Annotated in this window: 12 protein-coding genes; 8 read left to right on the top strand and 4 right to left on the bottom strand. The window is 68.8% G+C overall.

Annotated elements, in window-relative coordinates:
• Positions 1-126: 126 nt before the first annotated feature.
• The 4 genes from infB to C3E87_RS03490 are packed head-to-tail and all read left to right on the top strand — an operon-like array spanning position 127 to position 5,274.
• On the top strand, positions 127-3,030 hold the full coding sequence (gene infB, locus C3E87_RS03505) for a translation initiation factor IF-2 (protein WP_076059258.1): 2,904 nt from the start codon (positions 127-129) through the stop codon (positions 3,028-3,030).
• Positions 3,030-3,470: a 30S ribosome-binding factor RbfA gene (gene rbfA / locus C3E87_RS03500; protein ID WP_076059256.1), complete on the top strand. Its 441-nt coding sequence runs from the start codon at positions 3,030-3,032 to the stop codon at positions 3,468-3,470. The genes infB and rbfA overlap by 1 nt, the downstream gene beginning before the upstream one ends.
• Positions 3,467-4,345 carry a tRNA pseudouridine(55) synthase TruB gene (gene truB, locus C3E87_RS03495; protein WP_076059254.1) on the top strand — a complete coding sequence of 293 codons (879 nt, stop codon included), beginning with the start codon at positions 3,467-3,469 and terminating at the stop codon, positions 4,343-4,345. Before rbfA ends, truB begins: the two co-directional genes overlap by 4 nt.
• A 32-nt stretch (positions 4,346-4,377) precedes the next feature.
• Positions 4,378-5,274 (top strand): bifunctional riboflavin kinase/FAD synthetase, encoded by an 897-nt coding sequence (locus C3E87_RS03490; protein WP_143570868.1) that lies wholly within the window; start codon positions 4,378-4,380, stop codon positions 5,272-5,274.
• On the opposite strand, the gene C3E87_RS03485 is transcribed toward C3E87_RS03490, so the two are convergent.
• A complete protein-coding gene (locus C3E87_RS03485; RefSeq protein WP_076059250.1) occupies positions 5,259-5,852 on the bottom strand; it encodes a TetR/AcrR family transcriptional regulator in 594 nt (197 codons plus the stop codon). The genes C3E87_RS03490 and C3E87_RS03485 overlap by 16 nt on opposite strands.
• Positions 5,853-5,967: 115 nt before the next feature.
• The gene (locus C3E87_RS03480; RefSeq protein WP_076059247.1) at positions 5,968-6,447 is read right to left on the bottom strand and encodes a GNAT family N-acetyltransferase; all 480 of its coding nucleotides are present in this window, start codon (positions 6,445-6,447) and stop codon (positions 5,968-5,970) included.
• 217 nt (positions 6,448-6,664) lie between these two features.
• Between C3E87_RS03480 and rpsO the strand changes: the two genes are divergently transcribed.
• On the top strand, positions 6,665-6,928 hold the full coding sequence (gene rpsO / locus C3E87_RS03475; RefSeq protein WP_076059245.1) for a 30S ribosomal protein S15: 264 nt from the start codon (positions 6,665-6,667) through the stop codon (positions 6,926-6,928).
• A 56-nt stretch (positions 6,929-6,984) separates the two neighbouring features.
• Here rpsO and C3E87_RS03470 read toward each other — a convergent pair whose 3' ends face one another.
• Complete coding sequence (locus tag C3E87_RS03470) at positions 6,985-10,341, bottom strand: bifunctional proline dehydrogenase/L-glutamate gamma-semialdehyde dehydrogenase (RefSeq protein ID WP_076059243.1); 3,357 nt, start codon at positions 10,339-10,341, stop codon at positions 6,985-6,987.
• 248 nt (positions 10,342-10,589) lie between these two features.
• On the opposite strand from C3E87_RS03470, the gene C3E87_RS03465 reads away from it, so the two are divergent.
• A complete protein-coding gene (locus C3E87_RS03465; RefSeq protein ID WP_076059241.1) occupies positions 10,590-12,806 on the top strand; it encodes a polyribonucleotide nucleotidyltransferase in 2,217 nt (738 codons plus the stop codon).
• Positions 12,807-12,941: 135 nt separating this feature from the next.
• Positions 12,942-13,682, top strand: coding sequence for a 4-hydroxy-tetrahydrodipicolinate reductase (gene dapB / locus C3E87_RS03460; protein WP_076059239.1), 741 nt, complete (start codon positions 12,942-12,944; stop codon positions 13,680-13,682).
• On the opposite strand, the gene C3E87_RS03455 is transcribed toward dapB, so the two are convergent.
• On the bottom strand, positions 13,683-14,219 hold the full coding sequence (locus tag C3E87_RS03455; RefSeq protein ID WP_083665382.1) for a GNAT family N-acetyltransferase: 537 nt from the start codon (positions 14,217-14,219) through the stop codon (positions 13,683-13,685).
• Between the two features lie 82 nt (positions 14,220-14,301).
• On the opposite strand from C3E87_RS03455, the gene C3E87_RS03450 reads away from it, so the two are divergent.
• A complete protein-coding gene (locus C3E87_RS03450; protein ID WP_076059237.1) occupies positions 14,302-15,978 on the top strand; it encodes a ribonuclease J in 1,677 nt (558 codons plus the stop codon).
• Positions 15,979-16,001: the final 23 nt, after the last annotated feature.

The raw sequence follows: 16,001 nt of genomic DNA, 5'->3' as shown, positions 1-16,001 counted from the left end.
TCAAACGCCCGGAAGGGCTACAACCAGAAGGTGGGCTGGAAGCTCATGACCACTCGATGAGAACCCAACGATGACCAAACACAACTAGGTCCGCGCCTTGGAGGTCGGGCCGCTTGAAGGAGAGTAGTGGCAAAGCCTCGCGTCCACGAGATCGCCAAGGAAATAGGTAAGACCAGTAAGGAACTGTTGTCCTGGCTGGGTGAAAACGGAGAATACGTCCGTGGCCCGTCCTCGACGTTGGAAGCACCAGTCGTGCGCCGCGTCCGGGAAGCATTCACCGCCAAGAGCGATGCGCCTGCGCAACCCAAGCAGTCCCGTCCCGCACCGAAGGCAGCGGCTCCGGCCCCTGTCGTCGAGACACACCTTGACACCCCGGTGGCCACCCCTGGCGCACCTGACACGTCGGCCCCCGCCGTCGACGAGGCGCCCCAGGCGTCCGCACGGCCCCAGGCCGGCCCGCGCCCGGGCCCCAAGCCGCCCGCAGCGGCTCCCAGGCCTGCTGCACCCGCGGCGCCTTCCGCTCCGGCAGCACCTTCAGCACCGGCCGCACCCGCGGCGCCCGCTCCCGCTGCTCCCAAGCGCCCGGCCGCTCCGGCGGCGCCGTCCGCCCGTCCTTCGGGCCCGGCTCCCAAGCCAGGTGCTCCCGGCCCGCGTCCCCAGGCTCCTTCGCCCGGCCCGCGCAAGCCCGGCGCACCCCGTCCGGGGAACAACCCCTTCGCCCCGTCCCAGGGCATGGGCACCCAGCAGCGTCGCGGCCCCCGTCCTGACGGCGCTCCGCGTCGTGAGGGTGGCGCGCCCCGTCCGGGCGGCACCGGCGGTCTCCCGTCGGGCGTCCCGCGTCCCGGTGGCACGGGCGGTCTGCCCGGCGTACCGCGGCCGAATCCCGCGATGATGCCCAAGCAGGCCAACCCGGCGCTCGGCCGCACAGGCGGCCGCGGTCGCCCGGCCGGTGGCCCCGGCGGCGGTCGTGGACGTCCCGGCGCTGGTGCTCCGGGTCGTCCCGGTGGCGCCGGCGGTGCTCCCGCCTTCGGTTCAGGCCCCATGGGCGGTGGCCCCGGTGGTGGCCCCGGTGGTGGCCGTGGCGGCGGCGCAGGCCGTGGCCGCGGCGGCACACAGGGTGCCTTCGGTCGTGGCGGTGGTGGCGCAGGTCGCCGTCGCAAGTCCAGGAAGCAGCGTAGGCAAGAGTTCGATCAGATGGAGGCGCCGGCAATTGGCGGCGTGCGCGTCCGGAAGGGTGACGGCCAGACCGTTCGCCTGCGCCGTGGCGCGTCACTGACGGACCTCGCCGAGAAGATTGGCGTGGACGCGGCGTCGCTCGTACAGGTGCTGTTCCACCTGGGCGAGATGGTCACCGCAACGCAGTCGGTCGCAGATGACACCCTCGAGGTGTTGGGCGCTGAGCTCGATTACAACATCGAGGTCGTCTCGCCCGAGGACGAGGACCGCGAACTGCTTGAGAGCTTCGATCTCGAGTTCGGTGAGGATCTCGGCGACGAGGACGACCTGGCGGCCCGCCCGCCGGTCGTGACCGTCATGGGCCACGTGGACCACGGTAAGACGCGCCTGCTGGACGCGCTGCGGCATTCCAATGTCGTCGCCGGCGAAGCGGGTGGCATCACCCAGGCCATCGGCGCCTACCAGGTCGAGACCGGCGTCGACGGCGCTGATCGCAAGATCACGTTCATCGACACCCCGGGCCACGAGGCGTTCACCGCCATGCGTGCCCGCGGCGCGAAGTCCACGGACATCGCGGTGCTCGTCGTGGCTGCTGACGACGGCGTGATGCCGCAGACCATCGAGGCGTTGAACCACGCCCAGGCTGCGGACGTCCCGATCGTGGTCGCGGTCAACAAGATCGACAAGGAGTCGGCGGACCCCGTACGTGTGCGTGGCCAGCTCTCCGAGTTCGGCCTGGTGCCTGAGGAGTACGGCGGCGACACCCAGTTCGTCGACGTCTCCGCGGCCACCATGCAGGGCCTGCCGGAACTGCTGGAGGCCATCGTGCTGACGGCAGACGCCGCGCTGGACCTCCGGGCCAACCCGGACATGCCGGCGCAGGGCGTGGCCATCGAAGCGCACCTCGACAAGGGTCGCGGTCCCGTGGCCACCGTCCTGGTGCACCGCGGCACGCTCCGCATCGGCGACTCGATCGTGGCCGGCTCGGCCCACGGCCGCGTCCGCGCCCTGATCAATGACCAGGGCGAGACGATGACCGAAGCCCCGCCGTCGATGCCCGTCCAGGTGCTCGGCCTGACGTCGGTGCCCGGCGCCGGCGACAACTTCCTGGTTGTCGACGACGACCGCATGGCCCGCCAGATCGCTGACAAGCGTGAGGCCCGCATGCGTGCCGCCCAGCAGGCCAAGTCCGGCCGTCGCAAGACGCTGGACCAACTGTTCGAGCAGCTCGAGAGGGGCGAGACGCAGGAACTGCTGCTCATCCTCAAGGGCGACGGTGCAGGTTCCGTCGAAGCGCTGGAAGACGCGCTCAGCGGCATCGAGGTCGGCGAAGAGGTGTCGCTGCGAGTCATCGACCGCGGTGTCGGTGCCATCACCGAGACCAACGTGTCGCTGGCCGCCGCGTCCAAGGCAGTCATCATCGGCTTCAACGTGCGGCCCACGCCGCACGCGGCCCAGATGGCAGACCGCGAGAACGTCGACATCCGCTTCTACTCGGTGATCTACTCGGCCATCGACGAGATCGAAGCAGCGCTCAAGGGCATGCTCAAGCCGATCTACAAGGAAGAAGTGCGTGGCCAGGCGGAGATCCGCGAGGTCTTCCGCTCGTCCAAGTTCGGCAACATCGCGGGCTGCATGGTCCTCGACGGCACCATCAAGCGCAACGCCAAGGCGCGCCTGTTGCGTGACGGCGTGGTCGTCTCCGAGACGACCGTGGCCTCGCTGCGGCGTGAGAAGGACGATGCCACCGAGGTCCGCGAAGGCTTCGAGTGCGGTATCACGTTGACGTACAGCGACATCAAGATCGGTGACGTCATCGAGACCTTCGAAATGGTCGAAGTGGAGCGTGACTGATGGTCGGACCCCGTAACGCGAAGCTCGCGGATCAGATCAAGGTCATCCTGGCCTCGACCATCGACCGCCGCGTCAAGGACCCCCGTCTGGGGTTCGTGACGATCACGGAGGTGCGGCTGACCGGCGATAACCGGGAGGCCACCGCCTTCTACACCGTCCTCGGCGACGAGGCGGACCGTGCGGGGAGCGCCGCGGCGCTGGAGTCTGCCAAGGGCATGCTCCGCTCCACGATGGGTCAGCAGCTGGGCATGAAGTTCACGCCCACGCTGGAGTTCGTCCTCGACGCCACGCCGGAAACGGCGCGGCACATCGAGGACCTGCTCGCCCAGGTCCAGGCCCACGACGCCGCAGCAGCTGCTGCGGCGGCCGGGAAGGAGTTCGCCGGTGAGGCGGACCCCTACCGGAAGCCGCGGGACGACGAAGACAACGAAGAAGAGTGAGTAACGCGCAACCGGCCGTCCCCTCGGGCCTGGTGATCATCGACAAAGAGTCGGGGCTCACCTCGCACCAGGTGGTCAGCCGGTTGCGCCGTCTTCTGGGTACCCGCAAGATCGGCCACGCCGGCACTCTGGATCCCATGGCCACCGGCGTGCTCATCCTCGGGGTCAACCGCGCCACCCGCCTGCTGGGCCATCTGGCCCTGCACGACAAGCGCTACCTGGCCACAGTGAGGCTGGGGCAGTCGTCGCACACCGATGACGCCGACGGCGACCTCACGGAGGTCGCGGACGCCTCGACCGTCAGCACCCCGCAACTCGAGGAAGCCCTCGCCCCGCTCCGTGGGGCCATCCTCCAGCGCCCCAGCGCCGTCTCCGCCATCAAGGTGGACGGCAAACGTTCCTATGCCCGAGTCCGCGCGGGAGAGGCTGTGGACCTGCCTGCCAGGCCGGTCACCGTCTCCCGCCTCGACCTGTCGGCGGTGCGGCCGGTGGGCGCCTTCCTCGACGTCGACATCGACGTGGAGTGTTCGTCGGGCACCTATATCCGCGCCATCGCCCGAGACCTGGGGGAGGCCCTGGGGGTCGGCGGCCACCTCACGGCGCTGCGCCGCACCCGCATCGGCGGTTATTCGCTCGACGATGCGGTGACGCTCGGCGACGAGCCTCCCGCCCTGATGAGCATGGCGGACGCAGCCCGGCTCAGCTTCCCCGTGATCGACCTGACTGAAGACGAGGCCACCGACGTGCGTTACGGGCGCCCCCTGCGTCGTCCCGTGCCGGCCAATCCCACCGGCGTCATCTCCCCGTCCGGGGAACTCCTTGCGCTGTACCAGCCCGACGAGGATGGCTCCAGGCCTGTTGCGGTGTTGGTCTGAGCGTGCCAGATTTACCCAGTGTGGAGACTTCCGTGACTGAATCCGTGGTGGTGATCGGCAACTTCGACGGCGTGCACACGGGGCACCAACAGGTGCTCGCCGAAGCCGTCCGCGACGCCGACCACCCGCTCATCGTCGTGACGTTCTGGCCCCACCCCGTCACGGTGCTGCGGCCCGACAAGGCCCCCAAACTGTTGAGCGACCTGCGCTCCCGCATCGAACTGCTGAAGCACGCCGGGGCCCACGAGGTGCGGGTCATCCAGTTCAACGATGAGGTTGCCAACCTGTCGCCCTCGGAGTTCGTCGAACGCTTCCTCGCACCGCTCCACCCGGTACGGATCGTCGTCGGCGCCAATTTCCGCTTCGGGCACAGGGCCGCGGGCAATGTGGAGACGCTGGCCAAGCTGGGGGAGGGCCGCTTCGAGGTTCGTCCGCTGCCGCTGTCCTCCATCGACGACGAGGTGTCGTGTTCCACCAGCATCCGCTCGCATCTTGCGGAGGGCGACGTCGCCGCCGCGGCGCAGCACCTGGGCCGGCCGTTCCGGTTCCGCGGCGTGGTGGTCGTCGGCGACCAACGGGGGCGCGAACTGGGGTTCCCCACCGCGAACCTGACCGTCCCGCACGACATGGCAGTGCCTGCCGACGGTGTGTACGCGGGCTGGGTCACCGTCCTGGACGAACCGGGGGCGGAGCCCATGCCGGCGGCCATCTCGGTGGGCACGAATCCCACCTTCGACGGGTCAGACCACCGGGTGGAGAGCTATGTGCTGGACCGCACGGACCTCGAGCTGTACGGCTCTGAGATCGCCGTCGATTTCGTGGCACGGCTGCGGGGGCAGGTGCGTTTCGAGGGCATCGACGCGCTCGTCAAGCAGATGGGCGCCGACGTGGAGGCCACCCGTCGAGCGCTGGCTCAACCGCCCCAGTAACAGATCGAGGCGCGCATCAGCGTCTCGTACGCCGCATCCAGATCCACGTCGTCCCCCATCAGGGAGTGGGCCAGGAGCCCGTCGAGTTCCAGCGTGACGAACCCGTGCACGGAGGACCACAGCTGGACGATGATCTCCTCGCCGCCACCGGTGAACAGATCCGCCTCGAGGCACCGCTGCACGCAGTCACGCAGGGGCTCGACCGCGTGGCGGGTACGCTCCCGGATACCGTCCGGGGAATCACCGTGTCGTCGGCCGAACATCACCGGGTACATCTGGGGGTTGGCGAGCGCCCATTCCCGGTAGGCGCATCCCATGCTCAGCAGGTCTGCCAGTGGGTCGTCGGTGGCCCGGACGACGGTGGAGGCGACGAAGCTCTCGATCGCGCGCTCATACACGGCGTCCAGCAGCGCGTCACGGGAGCCGTAGAGCGAGTAGATGGCTGACGTCGAGGTGCCGGCCGACTGGGTGATGCGACGCAGGCTCAGTGCGGCTGGGCCCTCAAGCCCGACGATCCGGGTCGCCTTCTCCAGAAGGACCTCAGCGAGTGCCTCGTCGTGCACCTTCGGGCGAGCCATATCCCCTGCCAACCAATCCGTTGTCGTCAACCTGGCACCGGACGCCCTCCGTCGGAGTGCGCTGATGGCTGCCACACTATTTGAGGGGAGAAGTGGCCCCACAGGGGGGTCGGCCTCAGCGCATCGTCAACGACTTCTTGTAGACGGCGTAGTGCGTGCTGGCCTCGGTGCCTTCCTCCACCTGCTGCTCGGTGTGTTCCTCCACGAACAGGTGTTCCCCCGTGGGGTGGTACTCGAGCGACACATAGAGGGGCACGGCCTTCTCGTTGTTGGGGTCCACCGCGAGATACACCGCGTCGTGGCCGGCTTTCCGGGCCTGGTCCTCGAGCCACTCGCTCAGCGCCCGTCCGGCGCCGCGCCTGCGGGCATGCGGGTAGACCCACATGTTGCGCAGTTCAGGGGCGATCTCCTCGGACGTGAGATCCAGGACGGCGGTACCGAGCAGCCTGTCCTCCTCCACGGCGACGGCGAAGAGCAGGTTGCCGGCCTCCTGCGCCTCGAAGAGTTCATCCACGAGACCGAGGTCAGGCCGGGCCTGATGCTCACGCAGGTACTCCAGGTCAGCGGCTTCAACGCGGCGTACGGTGATGGCCATGAGGGCTCCTCTGCGAACGTGGTCTGGTGCCCCCACCCTAGCGCGACAGCGTGCGGCGCACCGGGCCTGACTGCGTTAGCGGGGGGACGCACAATTAGTGTCCCACGGTGGAGCGGTGCTAAGGTAGCTCGGTTGCCGTAGATCGGCCACGGCCTAGTAAGAGCCCCGAACGCACCCGCAGCTGGGGCGCCGTGCAGCGAACCGGAAGGAGTCCCATATGGACGCCGAAACGAAGAAGAACATCATCGAAGAGTACGCGACCACGCCTGGCGACACCGGTTCGCCCGACGTGCAGATCGCTCTGCTGACGAAGCGGATCGCTCACCTCACCGAGCACCTCAAGCTCCACAAGGGTGATCACCACAGCCGTCGTGGCCTCATGCTGATGGTCGGCCAGCGCCGCCGTCTGCTGAACTACGTGGCCAAGCAGGACGTCGAGCACTACCGTGCGCTGATCGCACGCCTCGGCCTGCGTCGCTGATTTCACCAGAAGGGCCGCCAAGCTATCCGCTTGGCGGCCCTTCTGCTTTTTCCGCGTCAGAGGCGCACCTTGTCGACGACGTGGGTGGGGTGCCCGAACCGGTGGTGGGTGATGGACACCGCCTGCTCCCGCACGTAGGGGAGGAGGGCGAGCCGTCCGGGGAGCATCGGGTCGCCGTCGAAGACGCTGACGTCGATGGATCCACGCACCGCCGTGAGCAGGTCGCGGTCACCGAGGAAGCGGACCCGCCCGCGCACCGCCCGGTCGAAGTCGTCCGGAGCCTGGGTCTCGAACTCGAGGCCGGCCTCTGAGAGCACCCTCGCCAGGGTCTCCTCCGGCGCCGTGGCGAAGGAGAAGCGGGCCGGTGCCCCGGCGGCCAGGGCGGCCGAGGCCTCCCGGAGCACCGCCGTCGCATCGGCGGTCTCCACGCGCACCGTGACAGGCGTGGGGCGGTAGCGCAGCACGTTGATCTCGACGGTGAGCGCCGACGGGTCGTGCGGCACCCCGAAGATCGTGCGGGCCGCCTCCTCGTCGGAGGCGACAGCGGCTGTCAGCCGGGCCATGTCGACCCCGTTGACAGTCTCCGCCCCGCGGAGCAGCCGTGCCAGGGGAGGGGTGGACACCGTGGTGTCGGTGGGGCGGTGGTCGACGGCGACCGCCCGGTGGGTGCCGAAGCCCGTGAGGTAGTTCGGGCCACCCGCCTTGCCGCCCGCACCCACCGCCGAGCGTTTCCAGCCGCCGAACGGCTGGCGACGCACGACCGCGCCGGTGATCGAGCGGTTCACGTAGGCGTTGCCGGCCTGCACCCGCTCCACCCACCGCGCGATCTCGTCCGGGTCCAGGCTGTGCAGACCGGCTGTCAGGCCGAAATCGGTCCCGTTCTGCCACGCGATGGCCTCGTCGAGGTCCTTGGCGGCCATCAGCCCCAGGATGGGGCCGAAGTACTCCACCTGGTGGTACTCGCTGCCGGGCAGCACGCCGGCGCGGATGCCCGGGCGCCACAGGCGGGTGTCCAGCCGCTTGGGTTCGAGCAGCCACCGCTGGCCGGGCTCCAGTCGCGTGAGGCCCCGCAGGAGTTTCTCACCGGGGGGTTCGGTGAGCGGCCCCATCTGCGCTGCGGGAGCGCTGGGCCAGGCCACCTTCAGGGACCGCACCGCGTCGAGCAGTTGGCTCCGGAAACGCCTGGAGCGCGCCACTGAGCCCACGAGGATGCCCAGGGACGCCGCCGAGCACTTCTGCCCCGCATGTCCGAAGGCGGAGTTCGCGAGGTCTGCCGCGGCCAGATCCAGGTCGGCCGACGGTGTGATGATGATGGCGTTCTTGCCGGACGTCTCGGCCAGCAGGGGGAGGGCGGGGCGCCAGGAGCGGAACAACTGTGCCGTCTCGGCGGCGCCGGTGAGCACCACGAGGTCGACCCGTGGATCGGTGATGAGGAGCTTGCTGACGGGCCCGTCGTCGACGATGGCCAACTGCACCAGGTCATCGGGGAGGCCTGCGCGCCAGCAGGCCTCGGCGAGCAGCGCTGCCGTCCGCCGCGACGGAGGAGCGGGCTTGAGGACGACGGCCGAGCCTGCGGCCAGCGCGGCCGCGACACCGCCCAGCGGGATCGCGATGGGGAAGTTCCAGGGCGGGGCCACCGTCGTGAGGCGGGGCGGGACGTGTTCGGTACCGGGCACGGATTCCTGGGCCAGCGACGCGTAGTAGTTGGCGAAGTCGACGGCCTCGGAGACCTCCACGTCTGCCTGGTCGATGAGCTTGCCCACCTCGTCGCCGGCCACGGTGATGAGGTCGCCGCGCAGGGACTCCAGTTCGCCGGCCAACCGGCGGAGTGCGGCCACCCTCTCGACCGGCGGCGTCTGGAACCAGGCCTTCCCGGCCTTCCTGCCACGTTCCAGCAGCGCGTCGACCTCGGCGGCCTCGGTGATCGTGTGGTGCTGGAGGGTGCTGAGACCCAGCGAAGGGGCGGGCAGCCGGTCGTGCAGCTCGGCGGCCCAGCGCTGGTTCTCCAGCAGGGCCGGGTTGGTGTCCTGCGCGTTGGTGAAGCCGCGCGCCGGTGCCGACCGGTCCTGGCCCGCCCAGCGCTGGGGGACGGGGTCGTCGAGGTGCCCGAGCGCGGCGCGGAAGCGCCGTTCCTCCACGTCGAGGAAGCCCGCGTCGTGGCCGAGGCCGACGGCGCCCGACATGAAGTTCTCAGGCGCCGCGTTCTCTTCGAGCCGGCGTACCAGATAGGCGATGGCGGAGTCGTACTCGGCGCGTGGCACCACCGGGACGTAGAGCCGCAGCCTGCCGACGTCGCTCAACAGCACCCGCTGCAGCGGGGTGGCCATGCCGGACAGCATCTCGATGTCCAACGCGTCGGTGACGCCGCGTGCCCTGGCGATCTCCCAGGCCGCGGCGAGGGTGTAGACGTTGTGGCTGGCGGCCCCCGTGTGGAGGTACGCGCTTCGCTCGGGCGTCAGGCAGAAGTCCAGCGCGCGGAGGTAGCTCGCGTCGGTCTCCTCCTTCGAACCCCAGATGGGGTTGTCCCAGCCCCGCACCTCGACGTTGACCCGCTCCATGGCGAGGTTGGCCCCCTTGACGAGCCGGACCTTCACCGGGTGACCCCCCGCGGCGACGTGGTCGCGGGCGAACTCGTCGAGCTCGCCGAGCAGCAGCAGTGACTCCCTGAGGTAGGTCTGCACCGCCACCCCCGCGCGGACACCGCGCAGTTCGGGCTCGGACAGCAGCGCGCGGAAGACGTCGAGCGTCAGGTGGAGGTCCCGGTACTCCTCCATGTCGAGGTTCACGAACGTGTCGTGCTCCTTCGCCAGGGCGAAGAGCGGGCGCAGCCGGTCCACGGCCTCGTCGACGGTGGCGCGGTGGGAGAAGGGCGCGTGCGGGCCGAGCACCGACGACACCTTGATGGAGACGTAGTCCACGTCGTCGCGCTCGACCAGTTCCATCGTGCGGTGGAGCCGGCTGGCTGCGTGGCGCTCGCCCAACACGGCCTCGCCCAGCAGGTTCACGTTGAGATCCGCGCCGCCCTTACGCAGCCGATCCAGGGCCGGCCCGAGGGACCGGCCGAAGTCCACGACGAGGTCACCCACCACGGCGGTGAACGCGCGTCGCACCATTGCGAGCGCGGGGCGGGCCACGGGGGCGACCGCCCGCAGGCCGAGCCGCAGCGGGGGTGGAAGGAAGCGGACCGGGCGCCGGGCCAGCGCCGCCAGGTTGCCGGCGGCGACTGCGCTGTCCTCGGGCCGCAGCACGCCGTCGACGAAGTCCAGGGTGAAGCGCAGACCGCCCGGGTCCTTCAGCGCATCGCCCAGCAGGGTGGCGGCTCGGGGTTCGGGGTGGTGGCGGGCCTCATCCGCCCACTGGCGCGCGGTGGAAATGGCCGCCTCGACGAGGGTGGCCGGCAACTCAGTTGACATGCCTCATTGTTTCAAGGGCCCGTCGCAGCCGCGCCGAATCCGCCTATCTCGTGCCTGACGGCTAAGCTGTCCGGTGACAACTTCATAACAATGAAAAACAAGTTGCCGCCCAGCCAGGTGTCCGTCTGGTCCTCGGTAGTGGCTCTCGGGTGTTCTACCCCCGCGGGCCTCGATCGAAGACCGGCAGGCGCGGCGGGCAGATCCCGCCACGAGGGCGGGGCGGCAGCTCACATGAAAGGAGCCTGTCCGTGGAAGGACCAGGCATTGAATTTGCTGAGGCCGTGATTGACAACGGTTCTTTCGGCAAGCACACAGTTCGTTTCGAGGCCGGTTATCTGGCCCAGCAGGCCGATGGATCGGCCGCCGTCTACCTCGACGGCGACACCATGTTGCTTTCGGCGACCACCGCACAGAAGACCCCCCGCGACGCCATCGACTTCTTCCCCCTCACGGTGGACGTCGAGGAGCGCATGTACGCAGCCGGCCGCATCCCCGGTTCGTTCTTCCGCCGCGAAGGACGCCCCGGTGAGGGCGCCATCCTGGCCTGTCGCCTGATCGACCGGCCGCTGCGCCCCGCCTTCGTCAAGGGGCTGCGCAACGAGGTCCAGGTCGTCGTGACCGTGCTGTCCCTCAACCCCGACGTCATGTACGACGTCGTGGCCATCAACGCAGCGTCGATGTCCACCCAGATCGCGGGCCTGCCGTTCTCCGGCCCCATCGGTGGCGTCCGCGTCGCGCTCATCGACGACCAGTGGGTGGCATTCCCCACCGTCGAGCAGGTCAACAAGTCCGCCTTCCAGATGGTCGTGGCCGGCCGCGTGCTGGCCGACGGCGACGTGGCCATCATGATGGTCGAGGCCGGTGGCACTGAGGCGACCTGGGAACTCGTGCGTGCGGGCAAGACCGCCCCGAACGAGGAGATCGTCGGTCAGGGCCTCGAAGCGGCCAAGCCGTTCATCAAGGCACTGTGCGACGCCCAGTCCGAGCTCGCGGCGAAGATGCCCAAGGAAACCTACGACTTCCCGGTCTTCCGTGACCACGAGGAAGACGTGTACGCCGCCGTCGAGGAGCTCGCCAAGGACCGCGTGGCCGAGGCCATGCAGATCGCCGGCAAGCAGGAGCGCGACGACGCCACCCACGCCATCCGTCAGGACGTGCAGGAGCAGCTCTCCGAGCGTTTCGCGGACCGCATGAACGAGGTCTCCGCGGCACTCAAGGCGCTCACCAAGAGCGTCGTGCGCCACCGCACCCTCACGGAGCACGTCCGTATCGACGGCCGTGGCCCCAGCGACATCCGTACGCTGTCGGCCGAGGTCGAGGTCATCCCGCGCGTGCACGGCTCGGCGCTGTTCCAGCGCGGCGAGACCCAGATCCTGGGTGTCTCCACGCTGAACATGCTGGACATGGTGCAGAAGATCGACACGCTTTCGCCCGAGTCGACCAAGCGCTACATGCACAACTACAACTTCCCGCCGTACTCCACCGGCGAGACCGGGCGCGTGGGTTCGCCCAAGCGTCGCGAGATCGGCCACGGCGCCCTGGCTGAGCGTGCGCTCATCCCGGTGCTGCCCACCCGCTCCGAGTTCCCCTACGCCATCCGTCAGGTGTCGGAAGCCCTCGGCTCCAACGGCTCCACGTCGATGGGTTCCGTCTGCGCCTCCACCCTGTCGCTGCTGAACGCCGGCGTGCCCCTCAAGGCCCCCGTCGCCGGTATCGCGATGGGCCTGATGAGCGAAGAGGTCGACGGCGAGACCAAGTACGTCGCGCTGACCGACATCCTGGGTGCGGAAGACGCGCTCGGCGACATGGACTTCAAGGTGGCCGGCACGCGTGACTTCGTCACCGCGCTCCAGCTCGACACCAAGCTCAACGGCATCCCCGCCATCGAGCTGCAGAAGGCCCTCCTGCAGGCCCGTGACGCCCGTCACACGCTCCTCGACGTCATGAGCGAAGCCATCGACGTGCCGGACGAGATGAGCCCCTACGCACCGCGGATCATCTCGCTGCGTATCCCCGTGGACAAGATCGGTGAGGTCATCGGCCCCAAGGGCAAGATCATCAACCAGATCCAGGAGGAGACCGGCGCCAACATCGCAATCGAAGATGACGGCACCGTGTACGTGGGCGCGACGACGGGCGAAGCGGCTGAGGCCGCGGTTGCCCACATCAACCAGATCGCCAACCCGCACCTGCCGGAGAAGGGTGAGCGCTACCTCGGCACCGTCGTGAAGCTCACCTCGTTCGGCGCGTTCGTGTCCCTGATGCCGGGCAAGGACGGCCTGCTGCACATCTCGAAGCTGCGCGCCCTTGCCGGTGGCAAGCGCGTCGAGGACGTCGAAGACGTGCTGTCGGTCGGCCAGAAGTTGCAGGTCGAGATCTCCGAGATCGACGATCGCGGCAAGCTGTCCCTGGTTCCCGTTGTCGAAGACAACGAGGCCGAGGAAGCAGCCGGCGAAGAGAACTGATCAGTAACCACTCTGATTGACGGGGGCGGGTCCGGTAACGGGCCCGCCCCTTCGTCGTCCATCGGTCGGCCGGTTGGTGGCGCGGACAAATCCTCTGCTTGGATGGTCCTGACAGCCCCTGAGTGAGAGGTCATCATGCGAGAGATCCGAGTCGGAATTTTCGGCGTCAGCGGAAAAATGGGTAGCGAGGTCGTGCGTGCGGTCAATCGTGCGGACGACATGGCGACGTCAGGCGGCGTCGACATCAATGAAGACCGCAGCCAGGTGGGCCGGGCGGAGGTCGTCGTCGACTTCACCCACCCCGACGCGGTCATGGACAACATCCGTTGGTGCCTGGAGCGCGACATCAACATGGTCATCGGCACCACCGGTTTCACCCAGGAGCGGGTGGCCGAGGTGCGGGCGCTGGCCGAGGCGCACCCCGGAGTGGGCGTGCTGATCGCCTCCAACTTCTCCATCGGCGCCGTGCTGATGATGAAGTTCGCCGCGATCGCCGCGCCGTTCTACCCGTCGGTGGAGATCGTCGAGCTGCACCACCCGAACAAGGCCGACGCCCCGTCGGGCACCGCCACGACGACGGCGCACCGCATCGCCCGCGCCCGCGCAGAGGCGGGCCTCGGCCCGGTTCCTGACGCCACCGTGCACGACGCCGGGGCGCGTGGCGCCGTGGTCGACGGCATCCACATCCACGGCGTGCGCCTGCAGGGCCTGGTGGCCCACCAGGAGGTGTTGCTGGGTGAGACCGGCGAGACGCTCACGATCCGCCACGACTCGTTCGAGCGGGTCTCGTTCATGCCGGGCGTGCTCGAGGGCATCCGTTACGTGATGGACAACCCGGGCCTCACCCTGGAGATGGACAAGGTCCTCGGCCTCTGATCAGCCGGCGTCGGAGATGTCGGTGTGGAACCGCAGCAGCTTGATGGCGGCTGCCTCGTCCTCACCGACACCGACGCGCTGGTGGGCCCCATCGGGTGCCCAGCCGCAGCTGTTCAGGAATTGGCGCAGGGAGTCGTCGGCAGACGGCACCCACATGGTGGCCACCTGGTAGCCGTCCTTGCGCAGCGTGTCGACGGCGGCGTTGATCAGCCGCGACCCGTGGCCCTGGCCCCGGTGCTTCGGGTCCACCACGAACTCAGCGATGTAACCGTCCGACACGTCCCGGTCCGGGTCAGCCGAGGGACCCGTGACCGCGAATCCGACGACGCCGGCCTCCGCGATGGCCACCAGCACCCGCAGGTGTGCCAGCGGCGGCTTGACGATCGCCTCGTGCCACGCCCGGGTGGCTTCATCCGCGCTCACCTCGCCGGCCGCAGCGGACAGGACCCCGCCGTCCGTCCAGGCGCGCCGCTGGATGCGGGCGATGTCGACGGCTTCCTGGGGGAGCGCGAGGCGCACGGTGTCGATGGCAGACATGCGTGCCATCTTATGGGCTGCCGGCATCGGCGCATTCACAGGTGTGGTCGGGCCTGCGGTGGGTGAAGTAGTGTTGGGGACCATGACTGAAGTGAAGACGCCACCGAAACTGGCCCCTGGCACCTTGCGGGTGATCCCTCTCGGCGGGTTGGGTGACGTCGGCCGCAACATGACGGCCTTCGAGATCGATGGCCAGATCGCGATCGTCGACTGTGGGGTGTTGTTCCCCGAGGACGACCACCCGGGCGTCGACCTGATCCTCCCCGGCCTCGACTACCTCACCGACAGGCTCGACGACATCGTGGCGCTCGTGCTGACGCACGGACACGAGGATCACATCGGCGCCGTGCCGTACCTCCTCAAGCGCCGCAACGACATCCCCGTGTACGGCTCCAAGCTGACGCTGGCCTTCCTGGCCGCGAAGCTGCGCGAGCACCGCATCCGCGAGTTCGAACTCGACGCCGTGGAGGAGGGGGAGATCATCGAGATCGGCAACTACGAATTCGAGTTCCTCGCGGTCAACCACTCCATCCCCGACGCGCTCGCCGTCGCCATCCGCACCAAGGGCGGCACCGTCCTGCACACGGGTGACTTCAAGATGGACCAGCTGCCGCTCGACGGGCGGATCACGGATCTGCGCGGCTTCGCGCGTCTGGGGGAGGAGGGCGTGGACCTCTTCCTGGTGGACTCCACCAACGCAGAGACCCCCGGTTTCACCACCCACGAGAAGGACATCGAGCCCGCCATGCAGCGGGTGTTCGAGGGCGCGAAGGGCAAGCTGATCGTGGCGAGCTTCGCCTCGCACGTCCACCGCATCCAGCAGGTGATGAACATGGCCGTCAAGCACGGCCGCAAGGTCGTCTACGTCGGTCGCTCGATGGTGCGCAACATGTCGACGGCGCGGGACCTGGGCTACCTCAAGGTGCCGGCCGGCACGCTGATCGAGATGAAGGACATCGACAAGTACCCCGCAGACAAGGTGGTCATCGTCTCCACCGGCTCGCAGGGCGAACCGCTCGCGGCGCTCAGCCGGATCGCCAACCGTGACCACCCCGTCGTAGAGGTGGGCCCCGGGGACACGGTGCTGCTGGCCAGCTCGCTCATCCCGGGCAACGAGAACTCCGTCTACCGCGTGATCAACGGCCTGGCCAAGCTCGGCGCCAACGTGGTGCACAAGGGCAACGCGATGGTGCACGTCTCCGGCCACGCATCTGCAGGCGAACTGCTCTACTGCTACAACATCATCCGCCCCCGCAACGTGATGCCCGTCCACGGCGAGGTGCGCCACCTCATCGCCAACGGCAAGTTGGCCGAATCCACGGGCGTGCCGAGCAGCAACGTGCTCGTCATCGGCGACGGCGACGTCGTCGACCTGAAGAACGGCGTGGCGAAGAAGGTCGGCTCGGTCGACGCCAGCTACATCTTCGTCGACGGAGCCACCGTGGGCGACATCTCGGAATCGATCATGGACCGTCGCATCCTCGGCGAGGAGGGCTTCGTGTCCGTCATCGCCGTGGTGGACCTGCACAACGGCACCGTCGTCTCCGGCCCTGAGATCCAGTTCCGGGGCCTCGCTGAGGACGCCAGCGCGTTCGACGAGGCCAGGACGCGGGTCGAGGAGGCACTTCGCGACGCGATGCGCGACGGAGTCAACGACACGCAGCGCCTCCAGCAGGTGACGCGTCGGGCGCTGGGCCAGTGGGTCTCGCGACGCCTGCGTCGCCGCCCCATGATCGTGCCGGTGATCGTCACCACGTAGCAGCCCCCGACGCCGGTTTGACC

Origin of the sequence: Tessaracoccus sp. ZS01, assembly GCF_022342445.1 — a bacterium.
Lineage (GTDB): Bacteria > Actinomycetota > Actinomycetes > Propionibacteriales > Propionibacteriaceae > Arachnia.
Note: the sequence above shows the minus strand (reverse complement) of the source record. Positions and strands in the feature narration are given on the sequence as shown.